At 60.5% G+C, this 16,566-nt stretch carries 17 protein-coding genes and 1 pseudogene; 6 read left to right on the plus strand and 12 right to left on the minus strand.

What is annotated here, in order from left to right:
* The first annotated feature begins 204 nt into the window (after nucleotides 1–204).
* Together rpsT and ACESMZ_RS11095 are read left to right on the plus strand one after the other, a co-directional pair.
* Nucleotides 205–471 carry a 30S ribosomal protein S20 gene (gene rpsT, locus ACESMZ_RS11090; protein ID WP_372958182.1) on the plus strand — a complete coding sequence of 89 codons (267 nt, stop codon included), beginning with the start codon at nucleotides 205–207 and terminating at the stop codon, nucleotides 469–471.
* Between the two features lie 130 nt (nucleotides 472–601).
* The gene (locus tag ACESMZ_RS11095) at nucleotides 602–1,222 is read left to right on the plus strand and encodes a flavin reductase family protein (RefSeq protein WP_372972617.1); all 621 of its coding nucleotides are present in this window, start codon (nucleotides 602–604) and stop codon (nucleotides 1,220–1,222) included.
* 43 nt (nucleotides 1,223–1,265) lie between these two features.
* Here ACESMZ_RS11095 and ACESMZ_RS11100 read toward each other — a convergent pair whose 3' ends face one another.
* Together ACESMZ_RS11100 and ACESMZ_RS11105 are read right to left on the minus strand one after the other, a co-directional pair.
* Entirely contained in the window at nucleotides 1,266–2,879 is a 1,614-nt protein-coding gene (locus ACESMZ_RS11100; RefSeq protein ID WP_372958184.1) for a BCCT family transporter, read from the minus strand.
* A gap of 66 nt (nucleotides 2,880–2,945) precedes the next feature.
* On the minus strand, nucleotides 2,946–4,118 hold the full coding sequence (locus ACESMZ_RS11105) for a DUF418 domain-containing protein (RefSeq protein ID WP_372958185.1): 1,173 nt from the start codon (nucleotides 4,116–4,118) through the stop codon (nucleotides 2,946–2,948).
* A 161-nt stretch (nucleotides 4,119–4,279) separates the two neighbouring features.
* Here ACESMZ_RS11105 and ACESMZ_RS11110 point away from each other — a divergent pair, with 161 nt between their 5' ends.
* Entirely contained in the window at nucleotides 4,280–5,323 is a 1,044-nt protein-coding gene (locus tag ACESMZ_RS11110) for a serine hydrolase (RefSeq protein ID WP_372958186.1), read from the plus strand.
* A gap of 78 nt (nucleotides 5,324–5,401) precedes the next feature.
* On the opposite strand, the gene ACESMZ_RS11115 is transcribed toward ACESMZ_RS11110, so the two are convergent.
* The 9 genes from ACESMZ_RS11115 to ACESMZ_RS11155 form a co-directional block, all read right to left on the minus strand.
* Entirely contained in the window at nucleotides 5,402–5,788 is a 387-nt protein-coding gene (locus ACESMZ_RS11115) for a hypothetical protein (RefSeq protein WP_372958187.1), read from the minus strand.
* Nucleotides 5,789–5,898: 110 nt separating this feature from the next.
* Nucleotides 5,899–6,213: an AzlD family protein gene (locus ACESMZ_RS11120; protein WP_372958188.1), complete on the minus strand. Its 315-nt coding sequence runs from the start codon at nucleotides 6,211–6,213 to the stop codon at nucleotides 5,899–5,901.
* On the minus strand, nucleotides 6,210–6,950 hold the full coding sequence (locus ACESMZ_RS11125) for an AzlC family ABC transporter permease (RefSeq protein WP_372958189.1): 741 nt from the start codon (nucleotides 6,948–6,950) through the stop codon (nucleotides 6,210–6,212). Before ACESMZ_RS11125 ends, ACESMZ_RS11120 begins: the two co-directional genes overlap by 4 nt.
* A gap of 40 nt (nucleotides 6,951–6,990) precedes the next feature.
* Entirely contained in the window at nucleotides 6,991–7,908 is a 918-nt protein-coding gene (arcC, locus tag ACESMZ_RS11130; protein ID WP_372958190.1) for a carbamate kinase, read from the minus strand.
* Between the two features lie 15 nt (nucleotides 7,909–7,923).
* Nucleotides 7,924–8,925, minus strand: coding sequence for an ornithine carbamoyltransferase (gene argF, locus ACESMZ_RS11135; protein WP_372958191.1), 1,002 nt, complete (start codon nucleotides 8,923–8,925; stop codon nucleotides 7,924–7,926).
* An 18-nt stretch (nucleotides 8,926–8,943) separates the two neighbouring features.
* Nucleotides 8,944–10,173: an arginine deiminase gene (locus ACESMZ_RS11140; RefSeq protein ID WP_372958192.1), complete on the minus strand. Its 1,230-nt coding sequence runs from the start codon at nucleotides 10,171–10,173 to the stop codon at nucleotides 8,944–8,946.
* Nucleotides 10,174–10,196: 23 nt separating this feature from the next.
* Nucleotides 10,197–11,639 carry a YfcC family protein gene (locus tag ACESMZ_RS11145; RefSeq protein WP_372958193.1) on the minus strand — a complete coding sequence of 481 codons (1,443 nt, stop codon included), beginning with the start codon at nucleotides 11,637–11,639 and terminating at the stop codon, nucleotides 10,197–10,199.
* Between the two features lie 184 nt (nucleotides 11,640–11,823).
* Nucleotides 11,824–12,522, minus strand: coding sequence for a substrate-binding domain-containing protein (locus ACESMZ_RS11150; RefSeq protein ID WP_372972640.1), 699 nt, complete (start codon nucleotides 12,520–12,522; stop codon nucleotides 11,824–11,826).
* 3 nt (nucleotides 12,523–12,525) lie between these two features.
* The gene (locus tag ACESMZ_RS11155; protein WP_372972618.1) at nucleotides 12,526–12,816 is read right to left on the minus strand and encodes a LysR family transcriptional regulator; all 291 of its coding nucleotides are present in this window, start codon (nucleotides 12,814–12,816) and stop codon (nucleotides 12,526–12,528) included.
* Here ACESMZ_RS11155 and ACESMZ_RS11160 point away from each other — a divergent pair.
* The 3 genes and pseudogenes from ACESMZ_RS11160 (at nucleotide 12,815) to ACESMZ_RS11170 (ending at nucleotide 16,103) form a co-directional block, all read left to right on the plus strand.
* A pseudogene (locus ACESMZ_RS11160) lies at nucleotides 12,815–13,564 on the plus strand (NAD(P)H-dependent oxidoreductase). The gene ACESMZ_RS11155 and the pseudogene ACESMZ_RS11160 overlap by 2 nt on opposite strands.
* 168 nt (nucleotides 13,565–13,732) lie before the next feature.
* Nucleotides 13,733–15,730 (plus strand): TonB-dependent receptor domain-containing protein, encoded by a 1,998-nt coding sequence (locus ACESMZ_RS11165; RefSeq protein WP_372972619.1) that lies wholly within the window; start codon nucleotides 13,733–13,735, stop codon nucleotides 15,728–15,730.
* A 70-nt stretch (nucleotides 15,731–15,800) separates the two neighbouring features.
* Nucleotides 15,801–16,103, plus strand: coding sequence for a monooxygenase (locus tag ACESMZ_RS11170; protein WP_372958196.1), 303 nt, complete (start codon nucleotides 15,801–15,803; stop codon nucleotides 16,101–16,103).
* A 55-nt stretch (nucleotides 16,104–16,158) separates the two neighbouring features.
* On the opposite strand, the gene ACESMZ_RS11175 is transcribed toward ACESMZ_RS11170, so the two are convergent.
* Nucleotides 16,159–16,551: a DUF4112 domain-containing protein gene (locus tag ACESMZ_RS11175; protein WP_372958197.1), complete on the minus strand. Its 393-nt coding sequence runs from the start codon at nucleotides 16,549–16,551 to the stop codon at nucleotides 16,159–16,161.
* Between the last annotated feature and the right edge of the window lie 15 nt (nucleotides 16,552–16,566).

Here is a 16,566-nt window from a genome sequence, read left to right on the forward strand (position 1 = left end):
TGGTGGCCGGAGTTTATCACAGGCCTCCCGGGCGTCGGGAGGTACGCCCTGCCCTTGACATTGGCGGCATCTGAAGGCATGATTCCGCGTCATTTATTTTGACGCGTCGAATGCAGTGGGCGCGACTACGATTGTCGGGGCGACTTCCGCGAAGGCGCTCTCAGCGAATTCAGATTTTCACACAGATTTTTCAGGAGTTACACGGTGGCAAATACCCCGCAAGCCAAGAAGCGCGCACGTCAGAACGAGAAAAACCGCAAGCACAACGCCAGTCTGCGGTCCATGGCGCGCACTTACATGAAGAAGGTTCAGGCCAAGATCGACGCCGGCAACTACGAAGAAGCCCAGAAGGCCTTCCAGGAAGCCCAGCCGATCATGGACAGCATGGTCAACAAGGGCATCTTCGCCAAGAACAAGGTTGCTCGCCACAAGAGCCGTCTGACCACCAAGATCAAGGCGCTTAAAGCCTGATGGGTCAGATCGACTGAAAAACCCCGCCACGGCGGGGTTTTTTATTGGCCGCAATCCGCCCCCATACTGGCCACTGATACCACCCAAAGGGTTATGATGCTCACACCCATCCAATAACAAGGTGCGAGCTATGGCCGACAATATTCACTTCTATGAACCCGCCAATGGGCACGGACTGGCCCACGATCCGTTCAACGCCCTGGTGGCACCCCGTCCCATCGGCTGGATCTCCTCCCGGGATGGCCGCGGTAACCTGAACCTTGCGCCCTACAGCTTCTTCAATGCCTTCAATTACCACCCGCCTATCGTTGGATTCGCCAGCATCGGCTACAAGGATTCTGTACGAAATGCCCAGGAAACCGGTGAGTTCTGCTGGAACCTGGTTACCCGCCCGTTAAGTGAAGCCATGAACGAGACCTGCGCACCTGTCGGTCCGGAGGAGGACGAATTCACCCTCTCAGGCCTGACGCCGAGGCCATCGCGGGTCATTTCAGCGCCCCATGTGGCCGAGAGCCCGGTTGCCCTGGAGTGCCGGGTGTCGCAGATCCTTCAGCTTACGGGGGCCGATGGCCAGGCGGTGGAAACCTGGATGGTGTACGGCGAAGTGGTCGGGGTGCATATCGCAAAACACCTGTTAAAGGACGGCATCTACGACACCGGCGCCGCCGAACCGGTGATGCGTGGCGGTGGGCCTGCGGACTATTTCAGCGTCGGGCCGGAGCAGAAATTCCGGATGCATCGCCCGGGCTGAGATGGCGGGACTGCGCGGCGCCCCACCGTGCAATGGCGGGGGGCTATAGCTCTTCTATATCCGGACGGCGCCCGATGGAGACATCCCTGATGCGCTCGGAGGCAAATCCTCGTAGCAAGGCAAACATCATGGCGAACACCAGGATGAACATGGGCAGGCCAACCACCGTAATGACCTCCTGAAGTGCCGTCAGCCCGGCATCCCCGGCAAGAACAATCAGCATGACCGCGAGCAGACCCTCTGACACACCCCAGAATACCCGTTGATGCCAGGGGCCCGGGTCCGGGGTGCCGGTGCACAGCATGTCCACTACCAGCGAGGCGGAGTCCGATGAAGTGGCAAAGAAGATTGCCACGATCACCACCGCCAGCCCCTGGATCAGGGTTGCGAACGGATAGTTCTCGAAGAAGGCGAACATGGCCAGCGGAATACTCTCTTCCACCGCCGCCGACAGTGAGCCGGCCTGGGCCCCCAGCGCCGCCCTCGCCTGCTCACCGATACCATCAATTTCCATGGCAGACCAGCCATAGATGGCAAACCAGATCAGGGTGAAGATGGACGGCGCAAACAGTACACCCAGCACGAACTCCCGGATGGTACGCCCCCGGGAGATACGGGCCACAAAAATACCGATGAAAGGCGACCAGGTCACCGTCCAGGCCCAGTAGAATACGGTCCAGCTACCCTGCCAGCCCCAGCCACCCTCCTGGTGAGTGTATTGCGCCAGCGCGTCGTTCCAGAATGCCATGGGCAGCAGATTGGTGATGTAGATGCCGAAGGTTTCAACGATGGCCCGCAGAAGAAAGACAGTGGAGCCGGCAAACAGCACGAACAGCATCAGGCCTACCGCCATCCCTATGTTCAGGTTTGACAGGAACTTGATGCCCTTGTCGAGGCCCGCCACGATGGAAGTCACGGCAACCGTGGTCAGCACCAGAATGATGGACACCTTGGTTGTGACATCATCCGGAAGCCCCAGCAGCTCACTGAGCCCCGCATTGATCTGCTGGGTACCCAGGCCTATGGAGACGGCCACCCCGAACAGGGTTCCGAGAATGGCAAAGATATCGAGCGCCTTGCCAAGCGGGCCATAGATACGGTCACCGATGAGCGGGTAGAACACCGAGCTGAAACGCATGGGCAGGTCGTACCGGTAGATAAAGTACGCGAACGCGAGTCCCGGAAGGGTGAAGATAGCCCAGGTATGAAGCCCCAGGTGGTAGATCGCGAAGCCCATGGCATCGTCCGCCGCATCCACGGTGAACGGCTCAACCTCCGGGCGCGGTGGATTGGCAAAGTGGGAGATGGGCTCGGCAACACCCCAGAACATGAGTACGGTACCGATACCGCCAGCGAACAACATGGTGAACCAGGAAATATTTCCGTAATCCGGCCGGGCATTGTTGCCGCCAAGGCGAATGGAACCATGGCGACTCAACGCCGCCCACAGGAGAAAGGCCACCCAGCTGGTCACGCCGAAGATAAAGAACCAGCCCAGGTTGGTGACGACCCATTCCCGGCCACGGCCGAAAGCAGTTCCAATCGGCTCAGGGGCCACCAGCAACGCGACCAGGAAGACTACCATGATACCGGCTGACCAGAAGAATATGGTGGTATCAGTCCGTAGCCTCAGGGTTCTTGCCAGCTTTTCCATCATAGTGTCGTCCTCCCTGCCTGAAAGGTAGGAGCAAACGACAGGCCCGGCCAACGTATTGCAAATATTTCATGCGCGAAACAGCCGTGGCCGGGTTCCTTTTACCTGCCAGCGCCAGAGCCACTCAAGGGGCCCCTGGGTGAACAGTCGGAGCCACGCTGCGCTGACCATCAGCTGAACCATGAACAAGGCCAGCGAAAACACCATAAGTGCCGCCAGCGAGAGGGACGCAAACCGGTCCCCGCCGAAGCCGTAGAAAATACTGATGCACACCACCGACTGCAGTATATAGTTGGTCATGGCCATACGACCTGCAGGGGCAAACGCTGAGCGCACCGAGCGCGCAAGAAGGCCGTCACCCCGCCACCACAACAGCAGGAGAGCACCGTACCCTATGGCAACCAGAGGCGGTGCAGCCACTTCTGCTGACAGGGCAAGCATCTCCTGGCGGGCAGTCTCCGCATCAACGCTTACCTCCACCCAGGCCAAGCCTGTCCCGATAACCAGCCCGACAAGTGCTGCGGCCACCAGCAGACCGATGTGCCCACTGCCCCGCTCAGCCAGCCGCAACCGCGCCGCCGCAGCCCCGAGAAGAAACATCGCCAGCACCCGCAAGGGCCGCAGGTTTTCAATCCGGTCCAGAAACACACTGACGCTCAGCCTGATGTTGGCATTCACCACCTCGGCGTAGCTGCCCCCGCTCAGAGCGGGAACGTTCTCCTGCAACAGCCGGCCACCCAGACCATTGTCCAGCCCCGCCAGCCCCAGCTGCGGCGAGAACCAGAGCGCCACGCCAGTGATCACCAACAGACCGAAGCCCCCGGCAGCCAGTATGGAGGCGCTGACGTTCAGAAGCGCTCCCAGGCACATCCCCATGACCGCATACAGCATCAGGATGTCCCAGGGAGAAAACAGCACCGAGTGCGCCGTACCCACCACCAGTAGACCGACCATTCGCCGGAGATGATAACGCACGGGGTTCTGCTCCACCCGCTGCACCAGCATCATGAAACTGTAACCGAACAGCAGCGAGAACAGACTGTAGAACTTGGCGCGGACCAGAATGTCCAGCCAGGTGGCCACAGTCTGGTCCCACTCAGACCAGGGCAACTGCTGCCTTGTCTCCAGGGCCACAAAGCCCCAGCCGGAGAAGACCTGAATGTTGATCAGAAGAATGCCGAAGATCGCAAAACCCCGGAGTGCATCCAGGCTGTCGATCCGGCCGCCGCCTGTGCTCGTCATTGTCCGCTTCCTGTGGTTGGGTATGACCAGAACTTAGCCGCAACCGAGAAGAATCGCTACAAAGCTAACGCCTTGTAATGTGGGCCTCATTGACACCTCGGCCGGGAGAACCACAGCATGGCAGCTGGTACATTCCCAGCCTGAAGCCAAAGGAAGAGGCCATGAGAAAGCGACATGCCCTGCGTCATATACTTCCCCTGACGTTCGGTCTCCTGATACTGGGCAGTCACGCGATCGCCGGCGGGCAGTGGCGCACCGATCTGAAAAATGACATCGAAAGCATAGACAAGGTGTTTTCGGGGGAGCTGGGCGTCTATGTCCGCCCACTTGCCGGCAAAGAGGCGGTCACCCACAACGCCGAGCAGGACTGGTACCTTGCCTCCACCATCAAGGTTCCCCTGGCCATCGTGCTGATGCAACGCGCAGAAACAGAAGGGCTGGACCTGGAGCAAAAGCTGACCCTGCGCGCCTCGGATTACGTCGACGGCACCGGGGACCTGCTCTGGGTGACACCCGGCGCCCGTTACAGCCTCAACGAACTCAACAGACGGTCCATCGTCGACAGCGACAGCACCGCAACCGACATGCTGATACGCTTTCTCGGCGAGGAAGCTTTCAATCAGGAGGTTTCCGGCATGGTACCGGAAGGGCTCGGCCCCATTACCACTATCCTGCAGGTTCGTTATGACGCCTACCGCGAAATCCATCCCGGCGTTTCGGAGCTGACCAACCGGGACTTCATCGAGCTCAAGACCGCCGATACCCATAAGGCAAGATATGACATGTTGCTGAAGAAGCTCGACATCAGCCCCGACGAGGCCGATGCCGCCAGCGTCACTGAAGCGTTTGACCGCTATTACCAGAGAGGCCTCAACACCGGCAGCCTGGAAGCGTTTGGCACACTGCTTGAGAAGCTGGTACGGGGAGAACTGCTGAACGAACCCCATACTGACCAGTTGCTGGGCTATCTGTCCGCGATCACCACGGGTGACCGCCGTATCGCGGCCGGGCTGCCGCAGGATACGGATTTCGCCCACAAGACCGGCACCCAGGTCGCCCGATCCTGTGACATCGGGGTGCTCAACCCCCGCACTCCGGAAGATGCAGTGATTGTCGCCGTATGTGCCCGCAACTACGAGCGCCTGGGCGAAGCAGAAAAAGCCTACCAGGCGATCGGCAGGGCCTTGAACCGCACCGTGCTGTAACACCCGACCCGCGCCAGCTTCAATCAAGGCGCCGGAGGTGTACTCCCTGAACGTCTGAAACGGCCAAACGTTTAACAGTCAGCGGCCAGGCAGAGTCACCTCAACAGTCTCTCCTCCGTAGCCGTACTGTTGGTCCCTGCCCTGAACGACAACCCTGGAAACACCCTCTGGCACCGCAACATTCGGAAGGCTACGGGTAAACGGTTGCTCGTTGGCATGATGATGAAGCAGCTCTCGAACGCCCAGAGAGTCCCCCTCCGGGGTACTTATCCGAAAAGCGTCCGCGTAACGCTCATGGGTGTCATAAGGCGATGAAAGAGTCACGTCGAAACGATAGCGGCCGTCACCTTCTTCAGTCACGGCGACATCGACCACATCGGGATATTTCTGGGTTTCAGCCGCCTGGGCTGTCGCAAAAGCGGCCAATATCAATAGTAATGACAGAGGGGCGGTCGGGTAACGCATGGTTCTCCTCCTGAAAACGGTCTCCGAAGAAAGATATTCTCCGGCAGTACCAGCTTAGCAGGCAGAACACCCGGCTGATGCCATTCCAGCGTCAGAAAATGGCTCCAAAGTTACCCAATCAGGAGCCGCACCACGGCTGCTGCGAGAATACCTGCTGCTATAGCCGGCAGGGCTCGCCGTGTGACGAGCATGGTTATGGCCGTGGTTGCCAGAGCCGCCAGCGCGCCAGCATCACCGCTGAAGGCCATTGGCACGATAATAGCAATCAGTACCGAACTCGCCATGGTATTGATGAAGCTTTCAATACGAGGGCTGATCCGCACAAAAGACATGACGAAAGCGCCGCCGTAGCGGGTAGCCAGTGTCACCAAAGCCATTAGCACAATAATGAAGAGGATCCCTGCCGGTGTGGTCTCGACACTCATGACACCTCCTGATCACGACGGGATTGACCACCCTGCCCCGGCTCCAGCCAGAAGAAGCCAACGACCCCGCCAGCGAGAGCGCCCACCACTACATGAATATTGGGCGGCAGCCAGCGCCAGGCCGCCAGCGCAGCAACCGACGCGACAGCCCAGGCCACCAGGGTGCGAGTGGACTTCCTGCCCCCCAGGGCCATGGCCAGCAAAAAGCAACCCAGCACCATGTCCAGGCCCAATGCCTGGGGATCCTTCAGCAGGCCGCCGAAGTAAACCCCCAGGATGGTGCCGATCACCCAGGCCAGCCACAGCACCAGGCCGCCACCAACGATCACTTCCAGGTTCTTGCGGCCGTTCTGGTAATCCTGGGCGGCAACCGCCCAGTTCGCATCCGTTAACAGCAACAGCACGCCATAGCGCTTTACCGGCGGCAGCTCCCGTAGCACCGGGTACAACGAGGCCCCCATCAGCAGATGCCGGGAATTGATGGCAAAGACCACGGCCAGTAACGGCACCAGCGACACTTCTGTTCCCCACATATCCACCGCGGCAAACTGGGAGGCACCTGCAAAGACGGTGACGCTCATTAGCAGAGCCTGCAGCGGCTCCAGCCCTTCCTGCACCGCAGCCAGACCGAAGGCCGCCCCAAAAGCGACGACAAACAGAGAGATTGGTAGCAGCCGGAAGAATTCTGCACGGACTCTGGCCGGCTGCCACTGGTAGGGATAGGGAGTGGCAGACATGAAAGGAACCTAACAGAATTTGCGGCCTCTGGCACGCGATTCAGGCGTCACCAGTCCTCACGACCCGAGTACCCGCTTTTCCTTCGAGGATCGCCAGTGCATCCTCCAGCCTCCCGATACCGCTGAGGCCTCCCCCTTCTGCAAAGACCCGGGCGGCGGCCAGCTTGGGTCCCATGGAGCCGGCCGGCAGGTTGAGGCTGTCAGCCTCAGCGATGGTCAGCCGATGAAGGGGAGTGGCAGTGTCCTTACCGAAGTCACGGTAGACAGCCTCCACGTCAGTGAGCAGCAGGAGCACATCGGCCTCCAGCTCGGTGGCCAGGAGCGCGCTGGCGGCGTCCTTGTCGATGACCGCCTCCACCCCGACCAGACTGCCGTCGTCACGGCGCAGCACCGGAATACCGCCGCCCCCCGCACAAATAACCACAACGCCCTGGTCCAGCAGCAGTTTCAGTACCCGCATGTCCGGGATTTCCAGGGGCTTCGGCGAGGGCACGACCCGGCGCCATTTGTCCCCGTCACGGGCAATCTGCCAACCGGCAGCTTCCGCCCTCGCTTCGGCCTCCGCCTTTTCATACACCGGACCGACAAACTTGGTGGGGTTGCGAAACGCCGGGTCGTCCCTGTCCACCCGGACCTGGGTCAGCAGGGTAGCGACCGGGCGATCGTGGCCGAGGGCATTTTCCAGTTCCTGCTCGATGATGTAACCGATCATGCCTTCGGTTTCCGCCCCCAGTACATCGAGGGGGTAAGCTTCGTCGGGCTTGTAGGCGGCACCCTGGAGGGCCAGCAGGCCAACCTGGGGCCCGTTGCCGTGGGTGATGACCAGTTGGTGCCCGGCACGGACGATGTCGGCCAGGGACTCCGCCGCAGTCTTTACGTTGGCCCGCTGGGCCTCGGCGGTCAGGGGCTCGCCGCGCCGCAACAGGGCATTGCCACCAAGGGCTGCAACCACACGCATGGCAGACTCCATTTGTCAGGACCCGAGGGTGGCGACGAGTACCGCCTTGATGGTGTGCATCCGGTTCTCCGCCTGGTCGAAAACGATCGAAGCCGGGCTTTCAAAGACCTCTTCGGTGACTTCCATGGCCTCGATACCGAACTCCGCCTGTACCTCCTTACCCACGGTGGTTTCTGCATTGTGGAAGGCCGGCAGGCAATGCATGAACCGGACCCGGGGGTTGCCCGTTTTCTCCATCATCGCCGCGTTCACCTGGTAGGGTTGCAGCAAGCGGATTCGTTCTGCCCACTTTTCCTTTGGTTCGCCCATGGATACCCAAACGTCCGTATAGACAAAATCCACGCCGGCCACCGCCGCGTCGATGTCGTCGGTGACCATGATCCTCGCGCCCGTTATGCCGGCAATCTCCGTGGCTTCCTGCTGGATCGATTGGCCGGGCCAGCAGGCTTGCGGGGCGCACAGGCGAACATCCATGCCCATCTTGGCGCCGCCGATCAGCAAACTGTCGCCCATATTGTTGGCGGCATCGCCCACGAACACGAACGAGACTTCCCGCAGGGGCTTCTCCACGTTCTCCTGCATGGTCAGGAAATCGGCCAGGATCTGCGTGGGGTGGAATTCGTCGGTGAGACCGTTGTAGACCGGCACGCCCGCATACTCCGCCAGTTCCTCCACCACCGCCTGGCCAAACCCGCGGTACTCAATGGCATCGTATACCCGGCCCAGCACCCGGGCCGTATCCCTCACCGATTCCTTGTGGCCGATGTGGGTGCCGGTGGGCCCCAGGTAAGTGACCCTGGCACCCTGATCGAACGCAGCGACTTCGAAGCCCACCCGGGTGCGGGTGGAGTTCTTCTCAAAGATCAGGGCAATGTCTTTCCCCACCAGGCGAGGCACCTCTGTGCCGGCGTACTTGGCTGCTTTCAGGTCGGCGGCCAGTTTAAGCAGAAACGTGATCTCCCTGGGGGAGTAGTCCCGCAGTGTCAGAAAACTGCGGTTCTTGAGATTGAAGGCCATGGTTGAACTCCTTGCCTGTCAGACGGCGTCGCGGATGGTCGGACAACTCATGCAGCGCCCGCCACCCCGGCCCCGGCCCAGCTCTGCGCCGGGAATGGCCAGCACCTTAATTCCGGCCGCTGTCAGCGCTGCATTGGTGTCATCGTTACGGTCGTAGCCGATAACCACTCCGGGGCTCAGGGCGAGCACGTTATTGCCGTCGTTCCACTGTTCGCGTTCCCGCTCCGCCGGGGTATCACCGCCGGTGGCAATCACCTCCAGTGAGGAATAGCCAAGCACTTCCGCAACCACATCGAACAGCGGTCGCCGATCCTGGCGGAAGGCCAGGTGCTTGCTGCCCTCCCCCGGGCGGAGGTCGTAGCAGACCACTTCATCGGCAACCTCCTTGAAGGCGGTAACCACATTGCCGCCACAGAAGGTGAATACGGTATCCAGATGCATGACAGAGCGGGCTCGGGGCAGCTGGCAGGCAATGACCCGCTGAGCCGCTCCCCGTTCGAACAGGGCACTGGCCAGCTGACCGATAGCCTGGGGGGAAGATCGCTCGCCCATACCCACCAGCACCACACCGTTACCCACGGGCATGATGTCTCCGCCTTCCAGGGACGCCAGGCCATGGTCTTCCAGAGGGTCGCCCCAATAAACATCGACCTTGCCCGCGAATGCCGGGTGGAACCGGTAAATAGCAGTGGTGAGCAGGGTTTCCGGCCGGCGTGCGGCCCAGTACATGGGGTTCAGGCTGACGCCACCATAGATCCACGCGCTGTTGTCCCTGGTGAACAGGAAGTTTGGCAAGGGGGGCAGCACGAACCCCTGGGAACCAAGGTGATTTCCGAAGAGCCCTGTCGGGTCGAAAGGCAGGTCGCTGACCTGCAGCCCGCCGATCAGAAACTCCGCCAGGATGGCTCCTGGCAGCTCGTCCATCCAGGCCCGGAGGTCGGATACCATGCCCACGCCGATGTGGTTCCAGGTAATCCGGTGGTCCAGAATCCACCGCCGGGCGTCCGGGATGTCGAGAGTCTGCGCAAGGAGCTCGTTCATATCCAGTACATCCACCCCCCGGTTCCGCATAACCCCGGCAAAGACATCGTGGTCCTTCTGGGCCTGCTTCACCCAGAACACGTCGTCAAACAACAGCTCATCGCAGTTCGACGGGGTCAGCCGGCGATGGGCAAGCCCCGGCCGGCAGACGATCACCTGTCGCAGGGTGCCTGTTTCGGAGTGTACCCCGAGAGCATGTTCAGTCATGTGGATTCCCCTTTACCGATGGGTCACAGAAGCGCGCCGATGCTGATTACGACCGAAATGAATACGGTGAGAATCAGCAGCAGGGGCCAGATAAAGGCGAGCCAGCGGTCATAGGAAACACGACCTATGGCCAGGCCACCCACCACCACCGCGAAGGTCGGGTTGATCAGGTTAACCAGGCCATTGGCTGACTGGTAGGCAGTAACCACCAGATCCCTGCCCACATCCGCAAAATCCGCCAGCGGTGCAAGAATCGGCATGGACAGCACGGCCAGGCCGGACGAGGATGGCACGAAGAAACTCATGCCGACTTCCAGCCAGAACATCACATTGATAAACGCCAGCTCCGGCAGGCCACCCAGGGTGGTTTCGGCACTATGAAGGATGGTGTCGGCAATCATGCCCTGCTCCATGATCACCACAATTCCCCGGGCCAAACCCACCACCAGAGCGACGCCCAGCAAATCCCGGGCGCCGTCCACAAAGCTGCCGGTCAGCTGTTTCTCACCCAGACGGGCGATCAGGCCGATGATGATGGCCGAACCAAGGAACAGCGCGCCCATCTGAGCCATCCACCAACCCTGGGAGGACACGCCCCAGATCATTACCAGAAAGGTTAGCGCAAAAATGACCAGGGCGATTTTCTGGATGCCGGTCAGCGTAAAGTCATCCATCTCGTCATGGCCGCGCAAAAACAGACGTCGGTGAGCATCCCATTGGCCGGCGACAACGGAACGGGACGGGTCAGCCTTGACCCGCCTGGCATAACGCATCACATAAGCGGCGCAGATCACCAGCCCGCCAACCAGCAGCACCAGCCGCAAGGCCAGCCCGTCGGTGAAAGGAATGTCGGCAGCGTTAGCCGCAATGACTGTCGCGAAGGGGTTGATGGTGGAACCCAGAACACCAATGCCGGCACCCACCAGAATAATTGCAACACCAGTGACCGCGTCATAGCCGGCCGACAGCATCACCGGAATCAGGATGGCATAGAAAGCCAGCGTCTCCTCGGCCATACCGTAGGTGGTGCCACCCAGAGCAAACAGGGTCATCAGGATAGGGATCATCCAGATCTCCCGCCCCTCCAGCCGGTGCATGGCACTGCGTATGCCGGTATCGATGGCCCCGGTGGCGTTCATTACGCCCAGGAAGCCACCCAGAAAGAGAATGAACAGGGCCACGTCGATGGCGTTGGCGGCGTAGCTGTCAGGGTCATAGAAGCCGGCAGTCGGCGCCAGCATCACATCGACAAAACCCTGTGGGTTCGGGTCGACAGTTTCATAGGTTCCGGGCACCGCCACCTCACGGCCGACGTCGTCGTTCATGGCCCGTTCGTACTGGCCGGCAGGAACGATCCAGGTCATCGCTGCCATCAGGATGATCAGCAGGAACAAAATGGTATAGGCGGTGGGGAATCGGGTTTGCAGCTCTGATTCGGGGTTTGAGGTGGGCTGATCTTCAGACATGGGGCATCTCCTGTCCCTGGTGACGAATAATCGAGCTTTACGTGAAACCGAGTATCCCGCCTATCCCCAGTATAAAAATTGACCAAAAGCAATAAAATCGCGTTTTGCTGTCACACCAATCAGACGCTGCACAGAAAGAAAAGTGCGCTCAGAAAGGGACGGTACGCGGGGAACTGATCACTTTCTATGCGCTGTGCGCAAACCATCCGTCCCTGGCTGCGGTTGCTACGTAGTCCATGAACTGTCGCATGCGCGCCACACGCCGAAAGTCGGGGTGGGTCAGAAGCCAGAGTTCGGTCGTCAGCTCCCGGATCGGTGTGGTTAGCCGGAGTAGCCGGTCGTCCCCCTCAGCCAGATAACATGGTAGCGCCGCAACACCAGCGCCATCCCGCACTGCCTGCTGAATAGCAAGGATCGAGTCCAGCCGATAGTGGGTGTTTGAACGGCGGTTGCTCACCGCCATCCAGTTTTCCAGCGCAACGTCGCCCATATAAGGATCCGGTCCGATCCACTGGGCGCCGGACAGCGCATCTGGGGGCAGCGGGAAAGTTGCCGCTCGCCATTGTTCAGCCTGGCCGTAGACCGCCTGGATAATATCTCCGACACGGCGCCCGACGAGCGTTTCCGGTGGTTTTCGGGTCGGACGAATGGCGACGTCAGCCTCCCGGCGGGACAGACTGTGGAGCTGGTTGGAGATGACAAGCTCCAGCTCGATGTCCGGAAACTGCTGACGAAATCCGGCAAGAATCGGCGACAGCAGCCCGGCGTACAAGGTGTCTGTCGTCGTCACGCGGATCGTGCCGGAAAGTTTCAGATCCTGGCCGGCCAGACGACGCTCAGCGCCCTTTACTTCAACATCAACCCTCGCCGCAGCCGCTGCCAGGTCTTACCCGGCCGTCGTTTGTACGTACCCGCTTCGCGTACGGTGAAACAGGGCCACCCCCAGCCGCTGCTCCATATCCGCCAGCCGGCGATAAACCGTGGCATGGCTCGTTCGAAGACGCCGCCCAGCTCCCGATAGCGAGCCAGTCTCCGCTATAGCCAGCACGATCTGCAGATCGTCCCACCGAACCCTCTGTTCATTCATGCAAACGTTGTTATCGATAATTGGGAATATTTGTGACTCTACGAACAGGATAGCCTGAGTTTGATCCGATTCGTAGAGGAGAAGAAGCATGAATATTCTGTTAGTGCTGGCACATCCCGAGCGTGCCTCTTTCAACGGGGCCCTGGCCGATGTGGCCGGGCAGGCCCTTCGGGAGGCCGGGCATCGCGTTCAGGTGGATGACCTTTACCGGGAATAGTTCGACCCGGTCGAACGGCCTGCTCACTATAGCCAACGCCTGGAAAATGACTACTTCGCCCCCCTTACCGAGCAGCGGTCCCATCACCATGCAGGCGCCCTTCCCCGAGACGTCCAGCGGGAGATCGCCCGACTGGAATGGGCGGACCTGGTTATGTTTCAGTTCCCACTCTGGTGGCATGGCCAACCGGCCATCCTCAAGGGCTGGTTTGACCGGGTACTAGTCTACGGCGGGCTCTATTCCGGCAACATGCGTTACGACCGGGGTTACTTTCGCGGCAAACGGGCCATGGTCTCTGTCACCACCGGCTCCCCCGAAACCGCCTTCATGCCCTTTGGCCGCGCCGGCAGTATGGTGGAATGGCTGTGGCCCATTCACGCTTCGCTCTACTACGTCGGCTATGACGTGCTGTCACCACAGATCAGCTATGGTATTCAGGGCGGCGGTATACGTTACCAGGAGGAAGGCGCCTTCCGGGATCATCTCGAAGAACGCAAAGCAAGCTGGGCAGAACGACTGTCCAACCTGTTTACCGAATCTCCCATTCCGTTTACAGGCTGGGATGACTGGGATGAACGAGGAGTGTTGCGCCAGGAGCATCCCATGCGATGGCGACCATAAATGGTGAAACAGCTTCACTGGGGCGGGCAGCCCATCTGTAAACCGTTAGTGCGACCGGCCCGCCTTTAACTGATTGAACCAACGCGACAAATTGTCCCACGAACTTCGAAGTGCCTCGACATAGACTTACCGTTTTTTAACGAAGTCCAGAACGAGGAAGATGCCCGCGTGACCATCAGATCCACTCCCTTCGCCATAACTCTCGCCGTTGCCGGCATGGTGCCGGGTGTTCCCGCTGCAGAGACAGACACTCCCGATTCTTTGGAGATTCTTGTATCAAAGCCGGTAACCGGTGAGGCCTCGCGGCTTTCGGCTTCGGCGATGACGCCAGAACCCGTCTCAAAGCTGCAGGAAAATACCGCCGTGAGCCTGTCCCGCATGGGCGGCCGCGGCCTTGACCCGGTCGTTCACGGTCAGAGCCAGGAGCGGGTGGACGTGCTGCTGGATGGCATCCGTGTCGAAGGTGCCTGCCCCAACCGGATGGATCCCCCTACCAGTCGCCTGAGCACTTCACTACCCCAGACACTTCAGGTCGTTACCACAAACCGCACACTCCGCTGGGGCCCGGTCACCGGAGGCCAGGTTTCCGCTACCACTGCAGCACCGGATTTCGATGACCGCCTCACCACCGGCCACCTGACCATCGGCGGGTCCGATAATGGCGATGGCACCCTGGTCAATGCCAGCGCCGCCGCCGGTGACGACCAGGCGTGGGTCCGGCTAGCGGGCGGGCATGATGAAGCGTCAGATTACGAGGATGGTGACGGGGAGCGGGTCCGAAGCGCCTACGAAAACACCGAGGGCCGGCTCGACGGTTTCTGGCAGGCAGACAGCGGACTGATGTTTCGGGCACTGGTCAGCCGACAGGAAGAGCGGGACGTCAAGTTCGCCGGTGCCGGTATGGACGCACCGAAAACCGATACCGACCTTTACCGTCTGGAAACCGGAGCGCCTGTCGCGAACGGTCAATGGCGCCTGATGGCCTGGCAAGCCGATGTGGATCATGTGATGGACAACTTCAGCCTGCGGCCCGCCACCATGGAAATGCAAACCCTGTCCGAGACCCGGGTGCAGGGCGTCAGGCTGACCCTGGACCAGAGTCCGGACATCTATACCGAGTGGGCAACAGGTATCGACTTCGAGTCCACCAACTGGGATGCAGCCCGATACGGTGGCATGAGCCTCGCCATGGTCAACGCCCTGATGTGGCCGGATGTGGAGCGGGAACGCATCGGTGTGTTCGTGGAGCGTTTCCACCAGCTTACACCTGACCTGAAAGCAGGCGCGGGCGTACGGTATGACCGGGTGGAAATGGAAGCCCAAAAGGCTGACGTTCCCTTTGCCGGCACATCCGCTGCCGAAATCTACCTGCAGCAATATGGCACCACAGCCACTGATGTCCGCGATGACAACGTCAGCGGCTTCGTAGATGGTGAGTTGCGACTCAACACCTATAACCGGCTAAAGGCCACCGCCAGTTACAGCGTTCGCAGCCCGGGCGTATCAGAACGCTATATCGCCAGCTGGAGCCCAATGCCAGGCAAACGTTGGATCGGCAACCCTGGGCTGGACACCGAAAAGCACAAAAAACTGGAGCTAAGTCTGGTGGGCAATGCTGACGACTGGACCTGGCAACCCGCCATCTGGGTCGACCAGGTAGACGACTTCGTCTACCGCACCAAAGCGGATGACGGCGCCAGCGTGCACCGGAATATCGATGCGCGCCTGATGGGCGCCGACCTTGCGCTGGGCTGGAGCAATGGTCGGTGGAGCACCAGTGGCAGTCTCTCGCTGGTGCGGGGCGAAAACCGTGATGATGACCGGTCACTACCACAGATCCCGCCACTTCAGTATACCCAGACCCTTGGGTGGCGCTACCAGGGGCATACCGTGGAAGCGCAGTGGATGCTGGCACGCCGGCAGGAACGGGTTGATGTGGAGTCCGGCCTCGATGCCGGCACCTCACCAGGCCATGGCATTGTCAACCTGACCGGCACGCACCCGTTGAGGGATAACCTGTCTCTGAGCTGGTCACTGGATAACCTGTTCGACAAGACCTGGGCCGCCCACGTGAGCCGTGCCAACACCGATCCGTTCAATCCCGATGCGGTCCGTGTCAATGAGCCAGGAAGAACCCTGCGAGCCGCCCTGACGGCGAGCTGGTAAAACCTCAGCAACTTGTTAACCCATACTGCTAAACTGGGGGAATCCAAGCCCCCTTTCGGAGAATCCGACCATGAAAACGTTGCTGCAAATCGATTTTCCCTTTGATGGCCCCTTCGGAGACGAGATGACCGACGCCATGAAAGGCCTGGCCGAATCCATTGCCCAGGAACCGGGCTTGATCTGGAAAGTCTGGACAGAGAACGCCGCTACCCGCGAAGCCGGCGGCATCTATCTGTTCGAGGACGAAGCCAGCGCCCGGGCTTACCTGGACATGCACACCCGCAGGCTGAAGGAGTTTGGCGTGCCGGAGGTCAATGCAAAGGTCTTTGGCGTAAATGAGGCTCTGTCCGCCATCGATCACGGCCCGGTCTGAAGCCTGACCAGGTTGTGACAGGCAAGGAACCTACCATCCTTATCACGCGCCCGGGTTACCTGTCCCCGACTCGACGATCTGCCTCGGCGGTGGCCTCTTGCCCGGGCAGGTCGCCGAGCTCTTCCCGAAGGATACGGGCGTTGCGCAGGTTGGCCTTGTAAACGAAGTCGAAGGCATCACCAAGCACGGGTACGGACCCGACCGCGGCATCCAGCAGCATGTTCTTCAGGATGTGGGCCCGCGCCCGCCGACTGGCACCGGCCCGCTGCGCCTCCACCAGAATATACCCGGACAATAACATCCCGGTCATATCACCGATTACCGGCACCAGTCCCAGAAGGCCATCCAGCCCGACCGAAAAGCGGGTACCCGGAATGCGAATGGCGCTGTCCATCAGGCGGCTGAACCGCTCGACCCGGCGTAATGCCTGTGTCCGTTGTCTGGTCATCTTTGATCCCTCGTG

This window comes from Marinobacter sp., from assembly GCF_041690615.1.
Taxonomy (GTDB): Bacteria; Pseudomonadota; Gammaproteobacteria; order Pseudomonadales; family Oleiphilaceae; genus Marinobacter.